Annotated in this window: 14 protein-coding genes; 4 read left to right on the forward strand and 10 right to left on the reverse strand. The window is 70.1% G+C overall.

Translation table 11 applies throughout. From position 1 onward, the window contains the following. Nucleotides 1-134 precede the first annotated feature (134 nt). Both AC1DFR_RS09025 and AC1DFR_RS09030 read right to left on the reverse strand, forming a co-directional pair. The gene (locus AC1DFR_RS09025) at nt 135-1,166 is read right to left on the reverse strand and encodes a M20/M25/M40 family metallo-hydrolase (RefSeq protein WP_476873158.1); all 1,032 of its coding nucleotides are present in this window, start codon (nt 1,164-1,166) and stop codon (nt 135-137) included. A gap of 43 nt (nt 1,167-1,209) precedes the next feature. After that, nucleotides 1,210-2,637 (reverse strand): MFS transporter, encoded by a 1,428-nt coding sequence (locus tag AC1DFR_RS09030; RefSeq protein WP_476873159.1) that lies wholly within the window; start codon nt 2,635-2,637, stop codon nt 1,210-1,212. Nucleotides 2,638-2,914: 277 nt separating this feature from the next. On the opposite strand from AC1DFR_RS09030, the gene AC1DFR_RS09035 reads away from it, so the two are divergent. Beyond that, the gene (locus AC1DFR_RS09035) at nt 2,915-4,039 is read left to right on the forward strand and encodes an LLM class flavin-dependent oxidoreductase (protein WP_476857818.1); all 1,125 of its coding nucleotides are present in this window, start codon (nt 2,915-2,917) and stop codon (nt 4,037-4,039) included. Beyond that, on the forward strand, nt 4,039-4,500 hold the full coding sequence (locus tag AC1DFR_RS09040) for a MarR family winged helix-turn-helix transcriptional regulator (RefSeq protein WP_223916163.1): 462 nt from the start codon (nt 4,039-4,041) through the stop codon (nt 4,498-4,500). The genes AC1DFR_RS09035 and AC1DFR_RS09040 overlap by 1 nt, the downstream gene beginning before the upstream one ends. A 26-nt stretch (nt 4,501-4,526) precedes the next feature. Here AC1DFR_RS09040 and AC1DFR_RS09045 read toward each other — a convergent pair whose 3' ends face one another. The 3 genes from AC1DFR_RS09045 to AC1DFR_RS09055 all read right to left on the reverse strand — a co-directional run bounded on the left by AC1DFR_RS09045 (nt 4,527) and on the right by AC1DFR_RS09055 (nt 7,770). Next, on the reverse strand, nt 4,527-5,330 hold the full coding sequence (locus AC1DFR_RS09045; protein WP_476857819.1) for a transglutaminase-like domain-containing protein: 804 nt from the start codon (nt 5,328-5,330) through the stop codon (nt 4,527-4,529). A gap of 85 nt (nt 5,331-5,415) precedes the next feature. Beyond that, nucleotides 5,416-6,195, reverse strand: a complete 780-nt coding sequence (locus AC1DFR_RS09050) for a hypothetical protein (RefSeq protein ID WP_476873160.1) — start codon at nt 6,193-6,195, stop codon at nt 5,416-5,418. 117 nt (nt 6,196-6,312) lie between these two features. Further along, complete coding sequence (locus AC1DFR_RS09055) at nt 6,313-7,770, reverse strand: M20/M25/M40 family metallo-hydrolase (RefSeq protein WP_476873161.1); 1,458 nt, start codon at nt 7,768-7,770, stop codon at nt 6,313-6,315. 126 nt (nt 7,771-7,896) lie between these two features. Between AC1DFR_RS09055 and AC1DFR_RS09060 the strand changes: the two genes are divergently transcribed. Both AC1DFR_RS09060 and AC1DFR_RS09065 read left to right on the forward strand, forming a co-directional pair. Continuing rightward, nucleotides 7,897-8,571 (forward strand): DUF1684 domain-containing protein, encoded by a 675-nt coding sequence (locus AC1DFR_RS09060; RefSeq protein WP_028277528.1) that lies wholly within the window; start codon nt 7,897-7,899, stop codon nt 8,569-8,571. Nucleotides 8,572-8,575: 4 nt separating this feature from the next. Next, nucleotides 8,576-9,061, forward strand: coding sequence for a GtrA family protein (locus AC1DFR_RS09065; protein WP_476857822.1), 486 nt, complete (start codon nt 8,576-8,578; stop codon nt 9,059-9,061). A gap of 80 nt (nt 9,062-9,141) precedes the next feature. On the opposite strand, the gene AC1DFR_RS09070 is transcribed toward AC1DFR_RS09065, so the two are convergent. From AC1DFR_RS09070 to AC1DFR_RS09090, 5 genes are read right to left on the reverse strand one after another with little or no spacing between them, the layout of a single operon-like run. Further along, nucleotides 9,142-10,296, reverse strand: coding sequence for a cysteine desulfurase family protein (locus AC1DFR_RS09070; protein ID WP_476873162.1), 1,155 nt, complete (start codon nt 10,294-10,296; stop codon nt 9,142-9,144). Nucleotides 10,297-10,304: 8 nt separating this feature from the next. Further along, nucleotides 10,305-11,231, reverse strand: coding sequence for a carboxylating nicotinate-nucleotide diphosphorylase (gene nadC / locus AC1DFR_RS09075; RefSeq protein ID WP_476857533.1), 927 nt, complete (start codon nt 11,229-11,231; stop codon nt 10,305-10,307). A 35-nt stretch (nt 11,232-11,266) separates the two neighbouring features. Continuing rightward, the gene (locus AC1DFR_RS09080; RefSeq protein WP_476873163.1) at nt 11,267-13,117 is read right to left on the reverse strand and encodes an L-aspartate oxidase; all 1,851 of its coding nucleotides are present in this window, start codon (nt 13,115-13,117) and stop codon (nt 11,267-11,269) included. Continuing rightward, entirely contained in the window at nt 13,114-14,421 is a 1,308-nt protein-coding gene (gene nadA, locus AC1DFR_RS09085; RefSeq protein WP_476873164.1) for a quinolinate synthase NadA, read from the reverse strand. Before nadA ends, AC1DFR_RS09080 begins: the two co-directional genes overlap by 4 nt. Next, the gene (locus AC1DFR_RS09090; RefSeq protein ID WP_230012031.1) at nt 14,418-15,134 is read right to left on the reverse strand and encodes an NUDIX hydrolase; all 717 of its coding nucleotides are present in this window, start codon (nt 15,132-15,134) and stop codon (nt 14,418-14,420) included. Before AC1DFR_RS09090 ends, nadA begins: the two co-directional genes overlap by 4 nt. Between the last annotated feature and the right edge of the window lie 146 nt (nt 15,135-15,280).

A 15,280-nucleotide genomic window follows, 5' to 3' on the forward strand; every position in this document is an offset into this window, starting at 1 on the left:
TGCCGGCTGCCGGGCATCCGGCGGACATGGGCGCCGGCGCCATGGACATCCGACTTCCTCTCCCAACGGGGCCGGCGAACGCGGCGAGGGATGGGACACCGTTTTGAGAGTCGTTTGAAAGGCGAAGCTGGTGTTTAGCCGGTCTTGGCCATCGCGTAGGCCACGGTGCCGTAGGCCAGGGCGCCGGACATTTCGGTGAGCAGTTGCGGGTTGGTGTTGGCGATGGTGTCGCAGGCCTCGTGGTAGCAGGGATCGAGGTCCTTGCCGGCCACCCCGCCATAGGCCTGCGCCTGGGCCTGGGTCTTCTTCTCGACATCGCCGGTGAACAGCCCGCCGCCGGGAATGCCGGCCGAGAGGAAGGCGTCGTAGTCCGAGCCCCCGTCAAAGGGCGTGGTCTCGGCCGGCAGCGCGTTCTCCTGGAAGTAGCGGAAGAAGACGTCCTCGATCGCCTTGGACCCGGCCGGGCCGGCGTCGCCGAAATCCGATCCGTCCCCGTCATGGACGGACCGCACACCGTTGGGCGAGGCCACCATGTCCACGTTCAGGTTCGCCGCGGTCTGGCCGATCTCGGCCGCACTCAGTTCGTCGACGTAGTGCTGGGACCCGTACAGCCCGTCCTCCTCGCCGCCCCAGAACGCGAACCGGACCCGGTTGGCCGGGGCGATCCCGGCCTCCTTCATCCACCGCGCGGTCTCCAGGACGGCCGCGACCCCGCTGCCGTTGTCATCAATGCCCGGTCCCTCCTGCACGGAGTCCAGGTGCGCGCCCACCACCACGGTGTGCCCGGCATCGCCACCCGTGTCGGCGAGGATGTTGAAGGACTCCACCGTCTTGCCCCGCCGGCCGTCCTCTTTGAACGTGAAGCTCTGCCGCACCGGCGAGTACCCGGCCGCGCGCAGCTGTTCCTCGACGTAGCGGGCCGACTCCTCATACCCCGAGGTGCCCGAGGCCCGGTTCCCGCCGTTGGCATCGGCCACCCGCTGCAGCGCCTGCAGGTGCCCCACCATGTCCCGGGACTTGAACGCCGCCAGCACCGCGCGCGCGTCCACCGTGCTCGCCGGGGCCAGCACGGTGGGTGCCGAACATCCCGAAACCAAAAAGCTGATTGCCACCAGGACAGCCGCGGCCGCCGCCCGCCCCCGCTCGTACCTCCGCGTACCCGTCACGCTAAGAACATACTTCCTCAGTCGCCGGGGAGGAAGGCCACCCCTAGTGCGAGCCGGCCCTAAGCGGTGCGGCGGCCACGGCTGCCGGGTCGGAGAAGGCCAGACGGGGCACCACCACCAGCGCGGCAGCGGCGGCAAGCCCGGTGACTCCGCAGATGGTCCATACCGTGAGGTAGCCGGCGAGCGGCGCCGCGGTCTGACCGGCGTCCCCCGCGCCGGCCCCGGCCTCGGCCAGGACGTGGCTGACCAGGGCGATGCCGAACACCGCGGACGCGAAGGCTCCGCCGATGGTCTTGGTGGTGTTGGTCAAACCCGTGGCCATCGCGGTCCGGTTGAGGGGCGCGGCCGCGGCGGCCGCCGAAGGCAGCGCCGCCACGAGGGCCCCGGAGCCGACACCGGCGATCGCCATGTTGGCCAGCGCTTGGGCGAGACTGCCGTGGAACGGCAGGAACAGCAGGTAGCCCAGGCCCACGAGCGTGGCGGCGCCCACGAGGGTCCAGCGCGGGGTGAGCCGGCGGGTCACCACCGGGTACAGCAGCGCGCCCACCAGCAGCGCCAGCACGTAGACCCCGATGATGATGGAGACCTGCCCGGCGCGCAGCCCGAGGCCGTAGCCGTGCAGCGCGGGATCCGTCCGGGCGAAGGTGGACAGCGGGGCCTGCGCGCCGAGCACCGAGACGCCAAAGAGCCCGGCGGTCAGCTGGACGGGCCACATGGACTTACCCCGCAGCATTCGGATGTCGACGAGCGGATCGGCCGCGCGCAGCTCCAACCGCGCAAACGGAACGAACACCAGAATTCCGGCTCCCACCAGCGCCCACGGCCACCACGCGCCGGCCCCGTTGAGGCGCATGAAGGTCAGCCCGGACGTGACAAGCAGCAGCCCGAGGGCGAGGAGCGTGAAGCCGCGGGTGTCCACGCGTCCGCCGCTGCGCTCCCGCGACTCCGGCACGCCAAACCTGACGGCGAACCAGCATGAGGAGACGGCCACCGCGGGGACCAGGAGCACCAGCTGCAGCTGGCCCGCGAACACTTCCACGAGCGCACCGGCGGCGAGCGCCCCGGCGATGACACCGGCTTCCAGCGCCCCGACGAGGACGCCGGCCGCGCGCCGCGTGCGGGCGGCGCCGTCGGGCAGCTGATGGACGCGGCTGAAGATCAGGGCAATTTCCAGGGGCAGCCAGACCACGTAGAAACCCTGGAACGACCACGCGGCCAGGAAGGTCCAGAAGTCCGGGGCGAGCGCGACGCCCCAGGAGGCCGTGGCGGTGACCAGCGTGGAAACCAGCAGGATCCTCTTGTGCCCGTACATGTCCCCCAGCTTGGCCAGCACCGGGACGGCGAGGGCGCTGACCATGAGCTGCGCGGCCTCGAACCAGTTGACGTCGGCGTCGTGGATTCCCAGGTGCCGGGCGATATCGGTGAGGATGGGCGTGTAATAGCCCTGCAGGACTCCACTGGTGAGCTCCACCAGACACAGAAAAGCTACAACACGGCGCATGGCGGCCTTCCGGGAGGGCGGGCACCTCGCGGCCAGCCGATTGATTGCATCCTAGGCCCGCGCCGTCGCCGAAGGCGGGAACGCGGCCGGCAACGCGGCCGGGAAGACGGGGCGGCAAACCCGGCCGGAACGGCGCGGGAATATTCGTCCACGCCGGGCGTTATACCGGTCGATAGATGCAAACGCATCTAAATCGGCTATAGTAGAAGCAGATCCCGGATCCACCCCGGCCACGGAAAGGCACACCATGCAGATCGGCGTATTCAGCGTCAGCGACATCACTACCGACCCCACCACGGGCCGCACCCCGACTGAGCACGAGCGCATCAAGGCGTCCGTGGCGATCGCCAAGAAGGTCGAAGAGATCGGCATGGATGTCTACGCCATCGGCGAGCACCATAACCGGCCGTTCTTCTCGTCCTCCCCCACCACCACGCTGGCGTACATCGCGGCCCAGACCGAGCGCATCATCCTGTCCACGGCCACGACCCTGATCACCACGAACGACCCCGTGAAGATCGCAGAGGACTTCGCGATGCTCCAGCACCTCGCGGACGGACGCGTGGACCTGGTCCTGGGCCGCGGCAACACCGCCCCCGTCTACCCCTGGTTCGGCAAGAACATCCAGGACGGGATCGAACTCGCGATCGAGAACTACTCCCTGCTGCGCCGCCTCTGGGACGAGGACACCGTCAACTGGTCCGGCAAGCACCGCACCCCGTTGCAGAACTTCACCTCCACCCCCCGCCCGCTCGACGGCGTCGCCCCCTTCGTGTGGCACGGCTCGATCCGCACGCCGCAGATCGCCGAAGTGGCGGCGTACTACGGTGACGGCTTCTTCGCCAACAACATCTTCTGGCCCAAGGAGCACTACCAGCAGCTGATCGGCCTCTACCGCGAACGCTATGAGCACTACGGCCACGGCAAGGCGGACCAGGCGATTGTGGGCCTCGGCGGCCAGTTCTTCATGCGGAAGAACTCCCAGGACGCCGTCAAGGAGTTCCGCCCCTACTTCGACAACGCCCCGGTCTACGGCCACGGCCCCTCGCTGGAGGACTTCACGTCCCAGACCCCGTTGACCGTCGGCAGCCCGCAGGAAGTGATCGAAAAGACCCTGACGTTCAGGGAGTACTTCGGCGACTACCAGCGCCAGCTCTTCCTGATCGACCACGCCGGCCTGCCGCTGAAGACCGTCCTGGAACAGCTGGACCTGTTCGGCGAGGAAGTGCTGCCGGTGCTGCGCAAGGAATATGCCGCGCTCAAGCCGGCACACGTTCCCGAACCGCCGACGCACGCCGGCCGGGTGGCGGCCGCACTGGCAGCGGGCACCGCCGACGCCGCCGCGGCAGAGACCACCGTTCAGGGCTCATGATGCCCGCCAAGACTACCGAATCGCCGGTACGCCTGGCCGCGGAAACCTGGGAGTCCCTGTTCCGGGCCCAGGTGGCGGTGATGCGCAAGCTGCAGGCGGCGCCGGCATTCAAAGCCCTGGCGCTCAATGAGTACGACGTCCTGTTTACGCTCTCCCGCTGCCCCTCCGGGTGGCTGCGCCTGAACGAACTCAACGACAACGTGCTGCTGAGCCAGTCCAGCCTGAGCCGGCTGGTGGAGCGGCTCGGGAAGCGCGGGCTCGTTGAACGGACTCCAGCCCCGGAGGACGGACGCGGGATCCTCATCCGGCTCACCGATGCCGGACGGGACCTGCAGAAGCAGATCGGCCGGGAACACGTGCGCGACATCGCCGCGCTCGTGGGCCCGGCCCTCTCCGCCGCCGAACAGCAGGAGCTGCTGCGGCTGACCGAGAAGCTCCGCGCCGCTGTCTCCGTGCGCTAAGACCGTGCCGTGAGGCCGTGCGCTGCCTAGTGGATCGCGACGAGCTGGGCCGGGTCTTCCTGCGGCAGGTCATCGACGACGGCGGTGACGCTGAGTTCCTTCAGGGACAGGCTGCCGCCCACGGTGGACAGGAAGGCGGTGTCCGAGGAATCGCGTCCTGCCGTGATCCGCAGCATGCTGTCCCGCGGCGCCAGCCCCGTGGGGTCGATGACGTGCCAGGCGCCATTGATGTGCGCCTCGGCCACGGCGTGGAAGTCCATCGGGGTCAGTCCCGGGGCGTAGACGGCGGCCAGCCGGGCCGGGACGTTCTTGGAACGCAGCAGGGCAATGGCGAGGTGGGCAAAGTCCCGGCAGACGCCGCGGCGGTGCAGCAGTGTTTCGACCGCGCCGTCGGTCCCCCGCGAGGATCCGCTGACGTAGCGCAGCTCGTTGAAAACCCAGTCCCGGACGGCGTGGAGTAGCTCCTCGCCCTGGAGCCCGCCGAATTCGGCATAGGCGGTGGGCAACAGCCGGTCTGATTCCGCGTAGCGGCTGGGCCTGACATAGCGGATCAGTTCCATGAGCCCGGGTTCCTCGGGCAGCGCGAAGCCGGTGACGGTGGCCGAATACTCAACCAGGACTTCGGTGGGTTCGGCGAATTCCATGTAGTGGAAGCGGCCGCCGTGATGGTCCGAGAGCTCGGTCAGCGGCACGTCCCCGCCTCCCGCGGTCACCCTGAGCGATTCTTCAATCGAGTCGTAGCCGGCGTTCCGGGCCACCGCCACGGCGAGAGCCACCTTGGTTTCGGCAACGGTCTTGAAGGCCATGCGGGCGGCTACGGCGCGTTCCATGTATCTCTGTCTCCGGGATGTGGGATTGAGGTGGGTGCAGGGGAAGCCGCCGTCAACGGCCCGGGGATGTGCGGGGCGGGCGGGACTAGTTTTTGATCTTCAGAGACATTAGCATCCGCTGGAGGTTCGCGAATTCGGACCCCTCATTGACGTACTTGGCCGCCTGGTCGAGAGTGTCGAAGGCCTTGGCGGGGGCAACCTTCTGGTCCGGCGCCAACGCTTTGAGCACTGTCAGGTCCCCGAACGAATAGTCCCCCTTGCCGGCCGGGCCACGGACCACGTTCTGCAACGCGCAGCTCCTGCCGCCGGCGCCGCCCACCACGTTGGTGATGCCGTAGGAGCCGAAGTACTTGTAGCCCTGGATCACCCGGAACACCACGTGCGGGTCAATGGTTCCCCCGCCGCCGGCGTGCGGCAGGTCAACCGGCACGCTGCTGACCACGACGTAGTTGCGTGCAGCGTCGTCCGGGCAGGCCGCGGCCGGCTGCGGGGGCAGGCCGGTCTGCAAGGTGGCCAGGTAAGCCCCGCCGGCGTCCTTGACGGTGATCTTCAGCGCTCCGGGCAGCGCACCGGCGTCGGGAGCTACGGACTGGACAATCCAGTCCTGCGGCACCTCAAAACTGACGGACTTTGCCGGGTCGGTAAAGACCTTCCAGGCCGCTGCGCTCGAGCCCGCGCTGGGGGAAGCGCCGGCCGAGGCGGCGGCACCAGTGGTGGCAGACGGCGTCGCACTCTCACTCGCACCGGGACCCGCACTGTCCGCCGCGCTGCTGCCCGCGGTCCAGACCGGTGTCCCCTTGCCGTCGCTGCTGCAGCCCGAAAGGGCTGCCGCCGCGACCGCGAGCACCGCGCCGGTGCGCAGCACAGCGCACCGGATTCCTGCGGTGCCTGCTGAAGATGCAGTGCCTGCTGAAGAAGCGGTGCCTGCTGAAGAAGGGGCCGTCCCTGTCATGGTGCCAGCGTAGCCGGGGCGCCGCATGACTCAGAGCTCCCGCATCAGTGTTTCGTAGAACCGGACCCCCTGCTCCAGCGTCTCCAGCCCGATCTTTTCGTCAACGGCGTGGATCGAGCCGCGGGCCCGGACGTCCATGAAGAAGGGCGCGAAGCGGTACACGGCACCGCAGATCCCGGTGAAACGGCGCGAGTCGGTGCCGCCCATCATGATGTAGGGGGTGATGATCGCCTCGGGGAAGACCTGCCCGATGCAGTCCGCCAGCAGGTCCCACTGGGCCCCCGAGGACGGCGACACCGGAGACGGGTCGTTGCCCTCCACGACGCGCAGTTCGACTTTCGGGTCGCGGATGATTTTCCGCAGCAGTGCCATGGTGCCCTCGACCGTCTCCCCCACCGCTACCCTGATGTTGGCGTTGGCCTTCGCCGTGGCGGCGAGGACGTTGGCCCCGGAGCTGCCTTCGAGCGTGGTGATGGCGACGGTGGTTCGGGTCATGGCGTTGGTCTCGCTGCCGAGCCGGCCGAAGAGCCAGGTGATCGGCGCCCGGAGCAGTGCCACGTTCGCGAACACGGCCCGCAGCGGTGGCGGGGTGTGCGGGCCGAAGCGGCGCAGCATCTCGGCGGTCACCTCCGGCAGCGACTGCGGGAACGGGCTGCGCTCGATCCGGGTGATGGCACGGGCCAGCCGCGCCGTGGCCCCCATCCGCGGCGGCGTGGAGGCGTGTCCGCCCGGGTCCCGGGTCAGCAGCTCCACGTCCAGGATTCCCTTTTCGGCCACGCCGACGACGGCGGCCGGCCGGCTCACCCCCGGGAAGGCGCCGCCCGCGACGGCACCGCCCTCGTCCAGCACGAGCCAGGGCACCACGCCACGGCCGGCCAGCAGGTCCGCGGCGGCCGCCGCGCTGTTGCCGGCCGTCTCCTCGTTGTTGCCGAACGAGAAGTAGAGGTCGTGCGCGGGCGCATACCCCGCCAGCAGCAGGCTCTCGGCCGCTTCCAGGATGGCCACGAGCTGGCCCTTGTCATCAAGCGTCCCGCGGCCCCAGAGGAACGTGCCGTCGTTGTGGCCGGAGAACGGCGGGTGTGTCCACTCCCCCGGGTCGTCTGCCGGGACGACGTCGTAGTGCGCCATCAGCACCGACGCCCGGTGCACGGCCGCTGGGTCCTCCGCTGGTGCGGCGCCGGGCCAGCGGTACAGGAGTGCGTGGCCGTTGACCCGCTCCAGTTCCAGGGCAGCATGGACCGCCGGATACAACCGGGGCAGCGCCGCGATGAAGGCCTCGAACTCCGCTGTTTCCACCCCGGCCCCGGCATGGGAGGACCCGGACCGGGAGGACCCCTCGGCCCGGATGGACACGGTCCGGTACGTCACGAGCTCCGCCAGCGACGCCGCCGCGCGCCCGGCGCGCGGCGGGTGCCCGGGGCCGCCCGGTGTTCCGCCGGGGCTCTTGAGGGTATTGCCGGCGGCCGCGTTCTGCAGGGGGTTGCGCATGCGCGAAAGTCTACGGCCGGAGGGTCCGCCGGAACGGGCCATTCGGCGCGCGGGTCCGGCCCCGGAATCCGGGGCACAATTCCGGCGCACAAAGTTCGGCCCCGCGAAAGCGGATACGCTGGGGGCATGGCCGAACAGAGCATTGACGGAACGCACTTTGGGGATCTGGGCGACGTGGCAGGCATGTCGGCCCTCGATATCGCGGACTGGCGGCTGCGGACCTTTGCCCTCTACGCCACCACGCGAAAGATTGCCGCGGACAGCCCGGCCGAGGCGCATTCCTACTGGCGCCAGGAGCGGGACCGCATGTTCGGCACCCACCCGGCCTCCGCGCTGACGGCCGAGGCCAAAGCCACTTTCGGCGGCCTGAAGACGGCGGACTACGATCCGATCTACCGTTTCCACGTCCCGCTGACCCCCGAGGGCGCCGGGCGGGAGATGAACGTAGAGACCGGGACCGACGGCCTGGTCCGGTTTGTGCGGCTGGGCACCTTCGACCTGCCCGAGATGGGACAGCTCGCGGTCTGGAAGCTCAGGGGCTACGGCGGGGGCATCTTCGTGCCGTTCCGTGACGCCACCGCAGGCCAGCCCGGCGGCAGTTACGGCGCTGGACGCTACCTCCTGGACACCATCAAGGGAGCTTTCCACGGCGTGCGGGGCTCCGGGCCCCAGGCCGAATTCATCCTGGACTTCAATTTCGCCTACAACCCCTCGTGCGCCTACAACGAGGCCTGGGCATGTCCGCTGGCGGGCCCGGCAAACCGGCTGGCCGTGGACATCCCCGTGGGCGAGCTGTACTGAGCGGATGGAGTCCCAGCTCGAACAGCTTGACCCTGCCCCCGCCGTCGTCCTCGGGCCGAAGACCCGCCGGTACCGTGGAGTCCTCCGTTACCCCGTGGTCCGGCAGCTCATCCGGTTCACCGGCGTCGGCATTGTCTGCACCCTGACCTCCCTGGCCCTGTACGCCCTCTCCCGGCCCTGGCTTGGGGCCCAACCGGCCAACGCGGCGGCCCTGATCCTAACGTCGTTCATGAATACCGCCCTCAACCGGCGCCTGACGTTCAAGATCACCGAACGCCGCCGGATGAAGCGCGACCACCTCAACGGCCTGATCGTGATCGTCGTCGCGCTGCTGATCACTGGCGGCAGCCTCGCCGTCCTGCACTGGGTCAACCCGGACGCCACCGTGGCCGAGGAGCTGTGGACCACCACCCTCTCCGGTTTCGCCGCCACCGCCGTGCGGTTCACGATGCTGCGGCACTGGATCTTCCGCCGCGCCCGCCACCGCTGACGTCGCCCGGGGCCCTCACCCCGGGTTGAGCTATCAGTTCAAGCCGCTATGGAGGCCCGATAAGGACATTTAGTGACAGCTCAACCGGTGGAGGGGGTCCCGAGGGAGCGGACGCCGGCGACGGCGGTGCGGACCGCGGCCGCCGCCTCCTGCAACTGCGCTGCCGTCACGGTCGAGTCGAAGCTGAACCGCACCGCCGTCTGGGCGATCTCGGGCTCGATGCCCAGGGCCAGCAGCACCGGCGAGGGCGCATCCGAGCCGGCGGCGCACGCGGAACCGCTGGAGCAGATGATGCCCTGGCGTTCGAGCTCCAGCAGCACGGACTCGCCGCTGGTGCCCGGGAAGCAGAAGGATGCCACCGAGGGCAGCCGCTCGGTGGGGTGGCCGGTGAGCAGTGCGCCGGGAACACCGGCCAGCACGGCGTCAATAAACCCGTCGCGGAGGGCAGCGACGTGCCCGGCCGGTTCCCGCGGCAGCGCCAGTGCCGTCGCCAGTGCCACGGCCCCGGCGACGTTTTCCGTGCCCGACCGGCGGCCCCGTTCCTGCCCGCCGCCGTGGACCAGCGGTTCAAGCCGGACCCGGCCGCGCACAAACAGCGCGCCGCTGCCTTTGGGCGCGCCCAACTTGTGGCCGGAAATGCTCAGCGCGTCCACGCCCAGTGCGCCGGTGTCCAGCGGCAGCCAGCCGGCGGCCTGGACGGCGTCGGTGTGGAACGGGACCCCGTGGGCATGGGCCAGCGCCGCGAGCCGGGCGATCGGCTGGACCGTGCCGACCTCGTTGTTGGCGTACATGATGCTGACCAGGGCCGTGCCGGGCTGCAGCACAGCGGCGAGGGCCTCGTCGCTCACCTGCCCGAAGCGGTCCACGGGGATCACGTCGACGGCGAACCCGTGGACCCGTTCAAGGTACCTGGCGGATTCTTCCACCGCGGGATGCTCGACGGCGCTGATCGCCACCCGGTCCAGGCGCGGATCGGCGGCGCGCCGGGCCAGGGCGATGCCCTTGACGGCGAGGTTGTCCGCTTCCGTGCCGCCGGAGGTGAAGACGACTTCCCCGGGACGGCAGCCGAGGGCCCTGGCGGTTGCGGCGCGGGCCCCTGCGAGCGCCGCGGCAGCCGCCTCACCCAGGGAGTGATGGCTTGACGGGTTGCCGAATTCGCCCGTGAGGTACGGCCACATGGCCTCCAGCACCTCGCGGCGGACCGGGGTGGTGGCCGCGGCGTCGAGGAAGATCATGGCGCGCCTCAGCCGGCCGCCGGGCCGGCGCCTGAGTCGACGGCCGGCTCGACGTCAAGCTCAATGTCCAGGCCGAGGTCCAGTGCCGTGACACTGTGCGTCAGGGCGCCGATCGAGATGACGTCCACCCCGGTGGCCGCGATGTCCGCCACGGTGGCGAGGTTGACGTTGCCGCTGGCCTCGACGCGGGCCCGGCCGCCCACCAGCCCAACGCCGGCCGCGAGCTCGGCCAGGGAGAAGTTGTCCAGCATGATGGTGTCCACCCCGGCGGCCAGGACGGGCTCGATCTGCTCCATGGTGTCCACCTCCACTTCGAAGTGTGTTGTGTGGCCGAGCTGGGCCTTGGCGCCGCTGAGCACTGCGGTCAGCTTCGCCGGATCGCCGCCGGTGAGGACGGCCAGGTGGTTGTCCTTGGCCAGGACGGCGTCGGAGAGGCTGAAACGGTGGTTGGCGCCACCGCCGCAGCGGACGGCGTAGCGTTCGAGCACCCGCAGCCCCGGCGTGGTCTTGCGGGTATCGGTGATCCGGGCCCGGGTGCCGGCCACGAGCGCCACGAACTCGGCCGTTTTGGTGGCGATGGCGCTCATCCGCTGGACCAGGTTCAGTGCGACGCGTTCGGCCAGCAGCACGGCGCGGGCGTTCCCGGTCACGCGGGCCAGGGCGGTTCCGGCGGCGAAGGCCTCGCCGTCGTGGACCAGCAGTTCGACGACGGCGCCCGGGTCGGTCAGCCGCATCGCCGCGGCGAAGACCTCCCCGCCGCTCAGCACCCCGGGAACGCGGGCGTTGAGCACCGCGGTGGCCCGCGCCTGCGCCGGGATGAGCGTCTGGGAAGTGACGTCCCCGTACGGGGCGTCCTCCTGCAACGCCGCGCGGAGGACGGCCAGGACGGCAGCCTCGGGCAGGCTCCCGGCGAGCGCCGCGGTGCGGGAGGGCAGGGTTTCCGGGGCAGCGGTTGCGTGGGCAGTGGTGGTCACGAGGAAATCCTTTGCATGGAATGGGTGAGGGCTGAGGCGTCGTCCGTGTCCGCCCGGTAGTGGGCTCCGACGGACTGCGTGCGGTTCAGGGCAGCCGCCACAAGCAGGCGGGCCGCGAGGAGCAGGTTCCGGTCCTCATGGGCATCCTGGCAGAGCCAGTCACTGTGGCCGGCATCGGGAGCGGTCTCAGAATGGACAACGGCGTCCCAGGCCGCAAGCACGGTCTCCGCCTCCCGCAGTTGCTCCCCGCTGCGCATTACCCCGGCGTCCGCCGTCATCAACCGCCGAAGAGCGTCGCGCGAGAAAACCCCGTACGCGGATACCGACTTCACAAAATCTTCGGACACGCTCGCTAAAGTGTCCTCCCCTGACGTGAAGTCGTGCGACGGCGCTGCGGAAGCGTGCGTCAAGGGGAGGCCGCCCGCGGCCGTGGGCCCACACGATCCGGGTTCCCTGGCCGAGCTTGCGAGGCTAGGGGGATCGTGGGGATCGTGGGGAGCACGCGGAGCAGTGGTGTCGTGCGACGGGTCGGCGCGCAGGAAGTCCTCGACCGCCCGGCGGCCGAACACCAGGCCCTCCAGCAGCGAGTTGCTCGCCAGCCGGTTGGCCCCTTGGGCGCCCGTGCGGGCCACCTCGCCGGCGGCATACAGGCCCGGTACCGACGTGCGGCCCCACAGGTCGGTGCACACGCCACCCATCCAGTAGTGGGCAGCCGGGGACACGGGTACGGTCTCCGTGGTCCAGTCGTACCCTGCGGCGAGGGTGGCCGCCGTGATGGTCGGGAACCGCCGGGCCAGGAAGCCCGCGCCCCGCTCTGCCTCGATGCCGCGGGCGTCCAGGTAGACCGGGCTGTCCGGCGCGGCCCCGGTGGCGGCCAGGTGCAGGGCGATGCTGCGGGAGACGACGTCGCGGGGGGCCAGTTCGGCGTCGGGGTGGTAGTCGGGCATGAAGCGGTATCCCGCGGCATCCAGCAGCACCGCGCCCTCGCCGCGGACCGCTTCGGAGATGAGCAGGGCCGGCGGCCCGCCCGGAATCTCCCCGGCGGCAAGGGTGGTGGGGTGGAACTGGAAGAACTCGAGGTCCCGCACCGCGGCGCCGGCACGCCAGGCCAGGGCCAGGCCGTCGGCGGTGGCGACGGCGGGGTTGCTGGTGCGGGCAAAGAGCCGGCCCGCACCGCCGGTGGTGAGCAGGACGGCGTCGGCGGCCAGCTCCTGGGGCCGTCCGCCAGCCAGGTAGGCCACGCCGGTGACCCGGGCCGGCGTCGGGGGTGCGCTGCCGGGCTGTGACGGAGCTTCCGGGCGGACACCAGGTTCGGTCAGGAGCCCGGTGACGAACGCGCTGGTCTCCACCCGGAGCCGGCCGTGGCCGGCGCGGTCCAGGACGGCGCGTTCGAGGACGGCGGCGACGAGCCCGCGGGCGATGCAGGCGCCCGTCGCGTCCCCGCCGGCGTGCAGGATGCGCGGGGCCGAGTGTGCCGCTTCCAGGCCCAGGGCCGGTCCGCCGTCGGGAGCTGCGTCGAAGTGCACGCCGTAGCGGCCCAGGCCGGCGATGTCCCGGACAGCCTCCGTGCACAGGATCCGGACTGCCTCGGGGTCGTTGAGCCCGGCACCGGCGGCGAGCGTGTCCGCGATGTGCGCTGCCACGGAGTCCCCGGGGGCAGCATCTTCCGGGGCCAGCACGGCCGAGATGCCGCCCTGGGCGTAGAAGGTGTTGCTTTGCTCCAGCGTCCCCTTGCTCAGGAGGACCACTTCGATGTCACGGCCGCCGGTGGCGGCGTCGTCGGTGGCGAGCAGCGCGGCGTAGAGCCCAGCAATCCCGCTGCCGACGATCACGAGCCGCCTGGTCACGGCCGCGCCGCCAGCATGCGTTCCAGGGCCACCCTGGCCGGGGCGGCCACGTCCTCGTCCACGGTGATGCGGTTCAGCACCTCGCCCCGGACGAGCGCTTCCAGGACCCAGGCGAGATAGCCGGGGTGGATGCGGTACATCGTGGAGCAGGGGCAGATCACCGGGTCGAGGCAGAAGATGGTGTGCTGCGGGTATTCCGCGGCGAGCCGGTTCACCATGTTGATCTCGGTGCCGATCGCAAACGTGGTGGGCTCCGTGGCCGCAGCGATGGCCTTCTTGATGAAGTCGGTGGACCCGGCGGAATCGGCGGCATCCACCACCTCCATGGGGCATTCCGGGTGCACGATCACCTGCACGCCGGGGAACTCGGCGCGGGCCTTTTCGATCTGGCCCACGTTGAAGCGCTTGTGGACCGAACAGAAGCCGTGCCAGAGGATTACCCGGGAATCGAGCAGGGCCTGTTCGTCGTTGCCGCCGAGGTCCTTGCGCGGGTTCCACATCGGCATCTGCTCCAGCGGCACCCCCATGGCCTTCGCGGTGTTGCGGCCCAGGTGCTGGTCGGGGAAGAACAGCACGCGCTGGCCGCGTTCGAACGCCCATTCCAGCACGGTCGCGGCGTTCGAGGAGGTGCAGACGATCCCGCCGCGCTCGCCGCAGAAGCCCTTGAGGGCGGCGGAGGAGTTCATGTAGGTGACCGGGATGACAGGGACCCGGCCCTCGGCGTCGGGCTCGGTGCCGAAGACCTCCTCAAGCTGTTCCCAGCACTCGGTGACCGAGTCGATGTCCGCCATGTCGGCCATCGAGCAGCCGGCGGCCAGGTTGGGCAGGATCACGGCCTGGTGGGGGCGGGACAGGATGTCCGCCGTCTCGGCCATGAAGTGCACGCCGCAGAAGACGATGGCCTCAGCGTCGGGCCGGGTCAGGGCGGCGTTGGCGAGCTGGAACGAATCGCCCACGAAGTCGGCGTATTCGATCACTTCGTCGCGCTGGTAGAAGTGCCCCAGCACGACGGCGCGGTCCCCCAGTGCCGCTTTGGCGGCGCGGATCCGGGCGTCGAGCTCGGCGTCGGAAGCGAGCTTGTATTCTTCCGGGAGCTGGCCCTGCCGGGGAGTGGAGGCCGGTGCGACGTCGGTGGAGGAGGCCCCCGGCCCGTAGGCGGGCACGCCGGCGAGGGCCTCGGCGAGGTCGTAGTCCCAGGGCCCGCGGGCCAGCGCGGGGCTGCAGGTGGAGGCGGCCGTGCCCTGTGCCAGAGTAGTGGCCTGCTCGCGCGTGATCAGCTGGATTGCCGTGTTGACGCTGCTCATGGTGTGCTCCTGTTGTCTGGGTCGAGGCCTGGGCGGCCGGTGAAGCGGTAGAGGCGGGGCGGGCGGTGCTTGCCGCCCTGCAGATAATGGTCGGTTTCTTCGATTTCCGGCGTGGCCTTGACCTGCCGGCGGAAGTTGGCGGGATCGAGTTCGCGGTCCAGGACGGCCTCGTAGACCTCCCGGACCTGGGCGAGGGTGAAGTACTCGCCCAGCAGGTGGTAGGCGATGGATCCGTAGGCCATCTTGTTGCGCAGCCGCCACAGCGCGTAGTCGACGATCGAGTTGTGGTCGAAGGCCAGCCCGTCCAGCCTGTCGGCGCGGAACCAGCGCACGTTCTCCGATTCGTCGGCCAGCGCGGCCTCCGTGGGCTGGACGAGTGCCCAGTACACGATCGAGACGACGCGCTGGGTGGGCGAGCGGTGCAGCCCGCCAAAGGCGTAGAGCTGTTCGAGGTAGTTCGGGGCCAGCCCGGTGGTCTCGCGCAGGTTCCGCGAGGCGGCGTCCTGGAGTGACTCGGAGTGCGTGAGCGGGCCGCCCGGCAGCGCCCAGAGGCCCTTGAAAGGTTCGCGGATCCGGCGCACCAGCGGGATCCACAGCGTGGGCCGCCCGGAGCGTTCGCTGGGACGCAGCGCAAAGATCACCGTGGAGATGGCCAGCGACGGCGGCGCGGTCTGGCGCTCCGAGACGTTGGCTGCTGTGGTGTAAACGGTGATCTACCCGCCCTCTGAGGTCCCGGGCGGGTCCCGAAATGGACTGCCCGGCTGGATCCGGCCCGACCGCCGGATTAGTTATAGTCACATTGACTAGAACTAATGATACGGCCGCGCCGCCCGGGCGCAAAATGTTTCGGGTCACATGG

The sequence above is a fragment of the Arthrobacter sp. 05T410 genome, assembly GCF_056396505.1.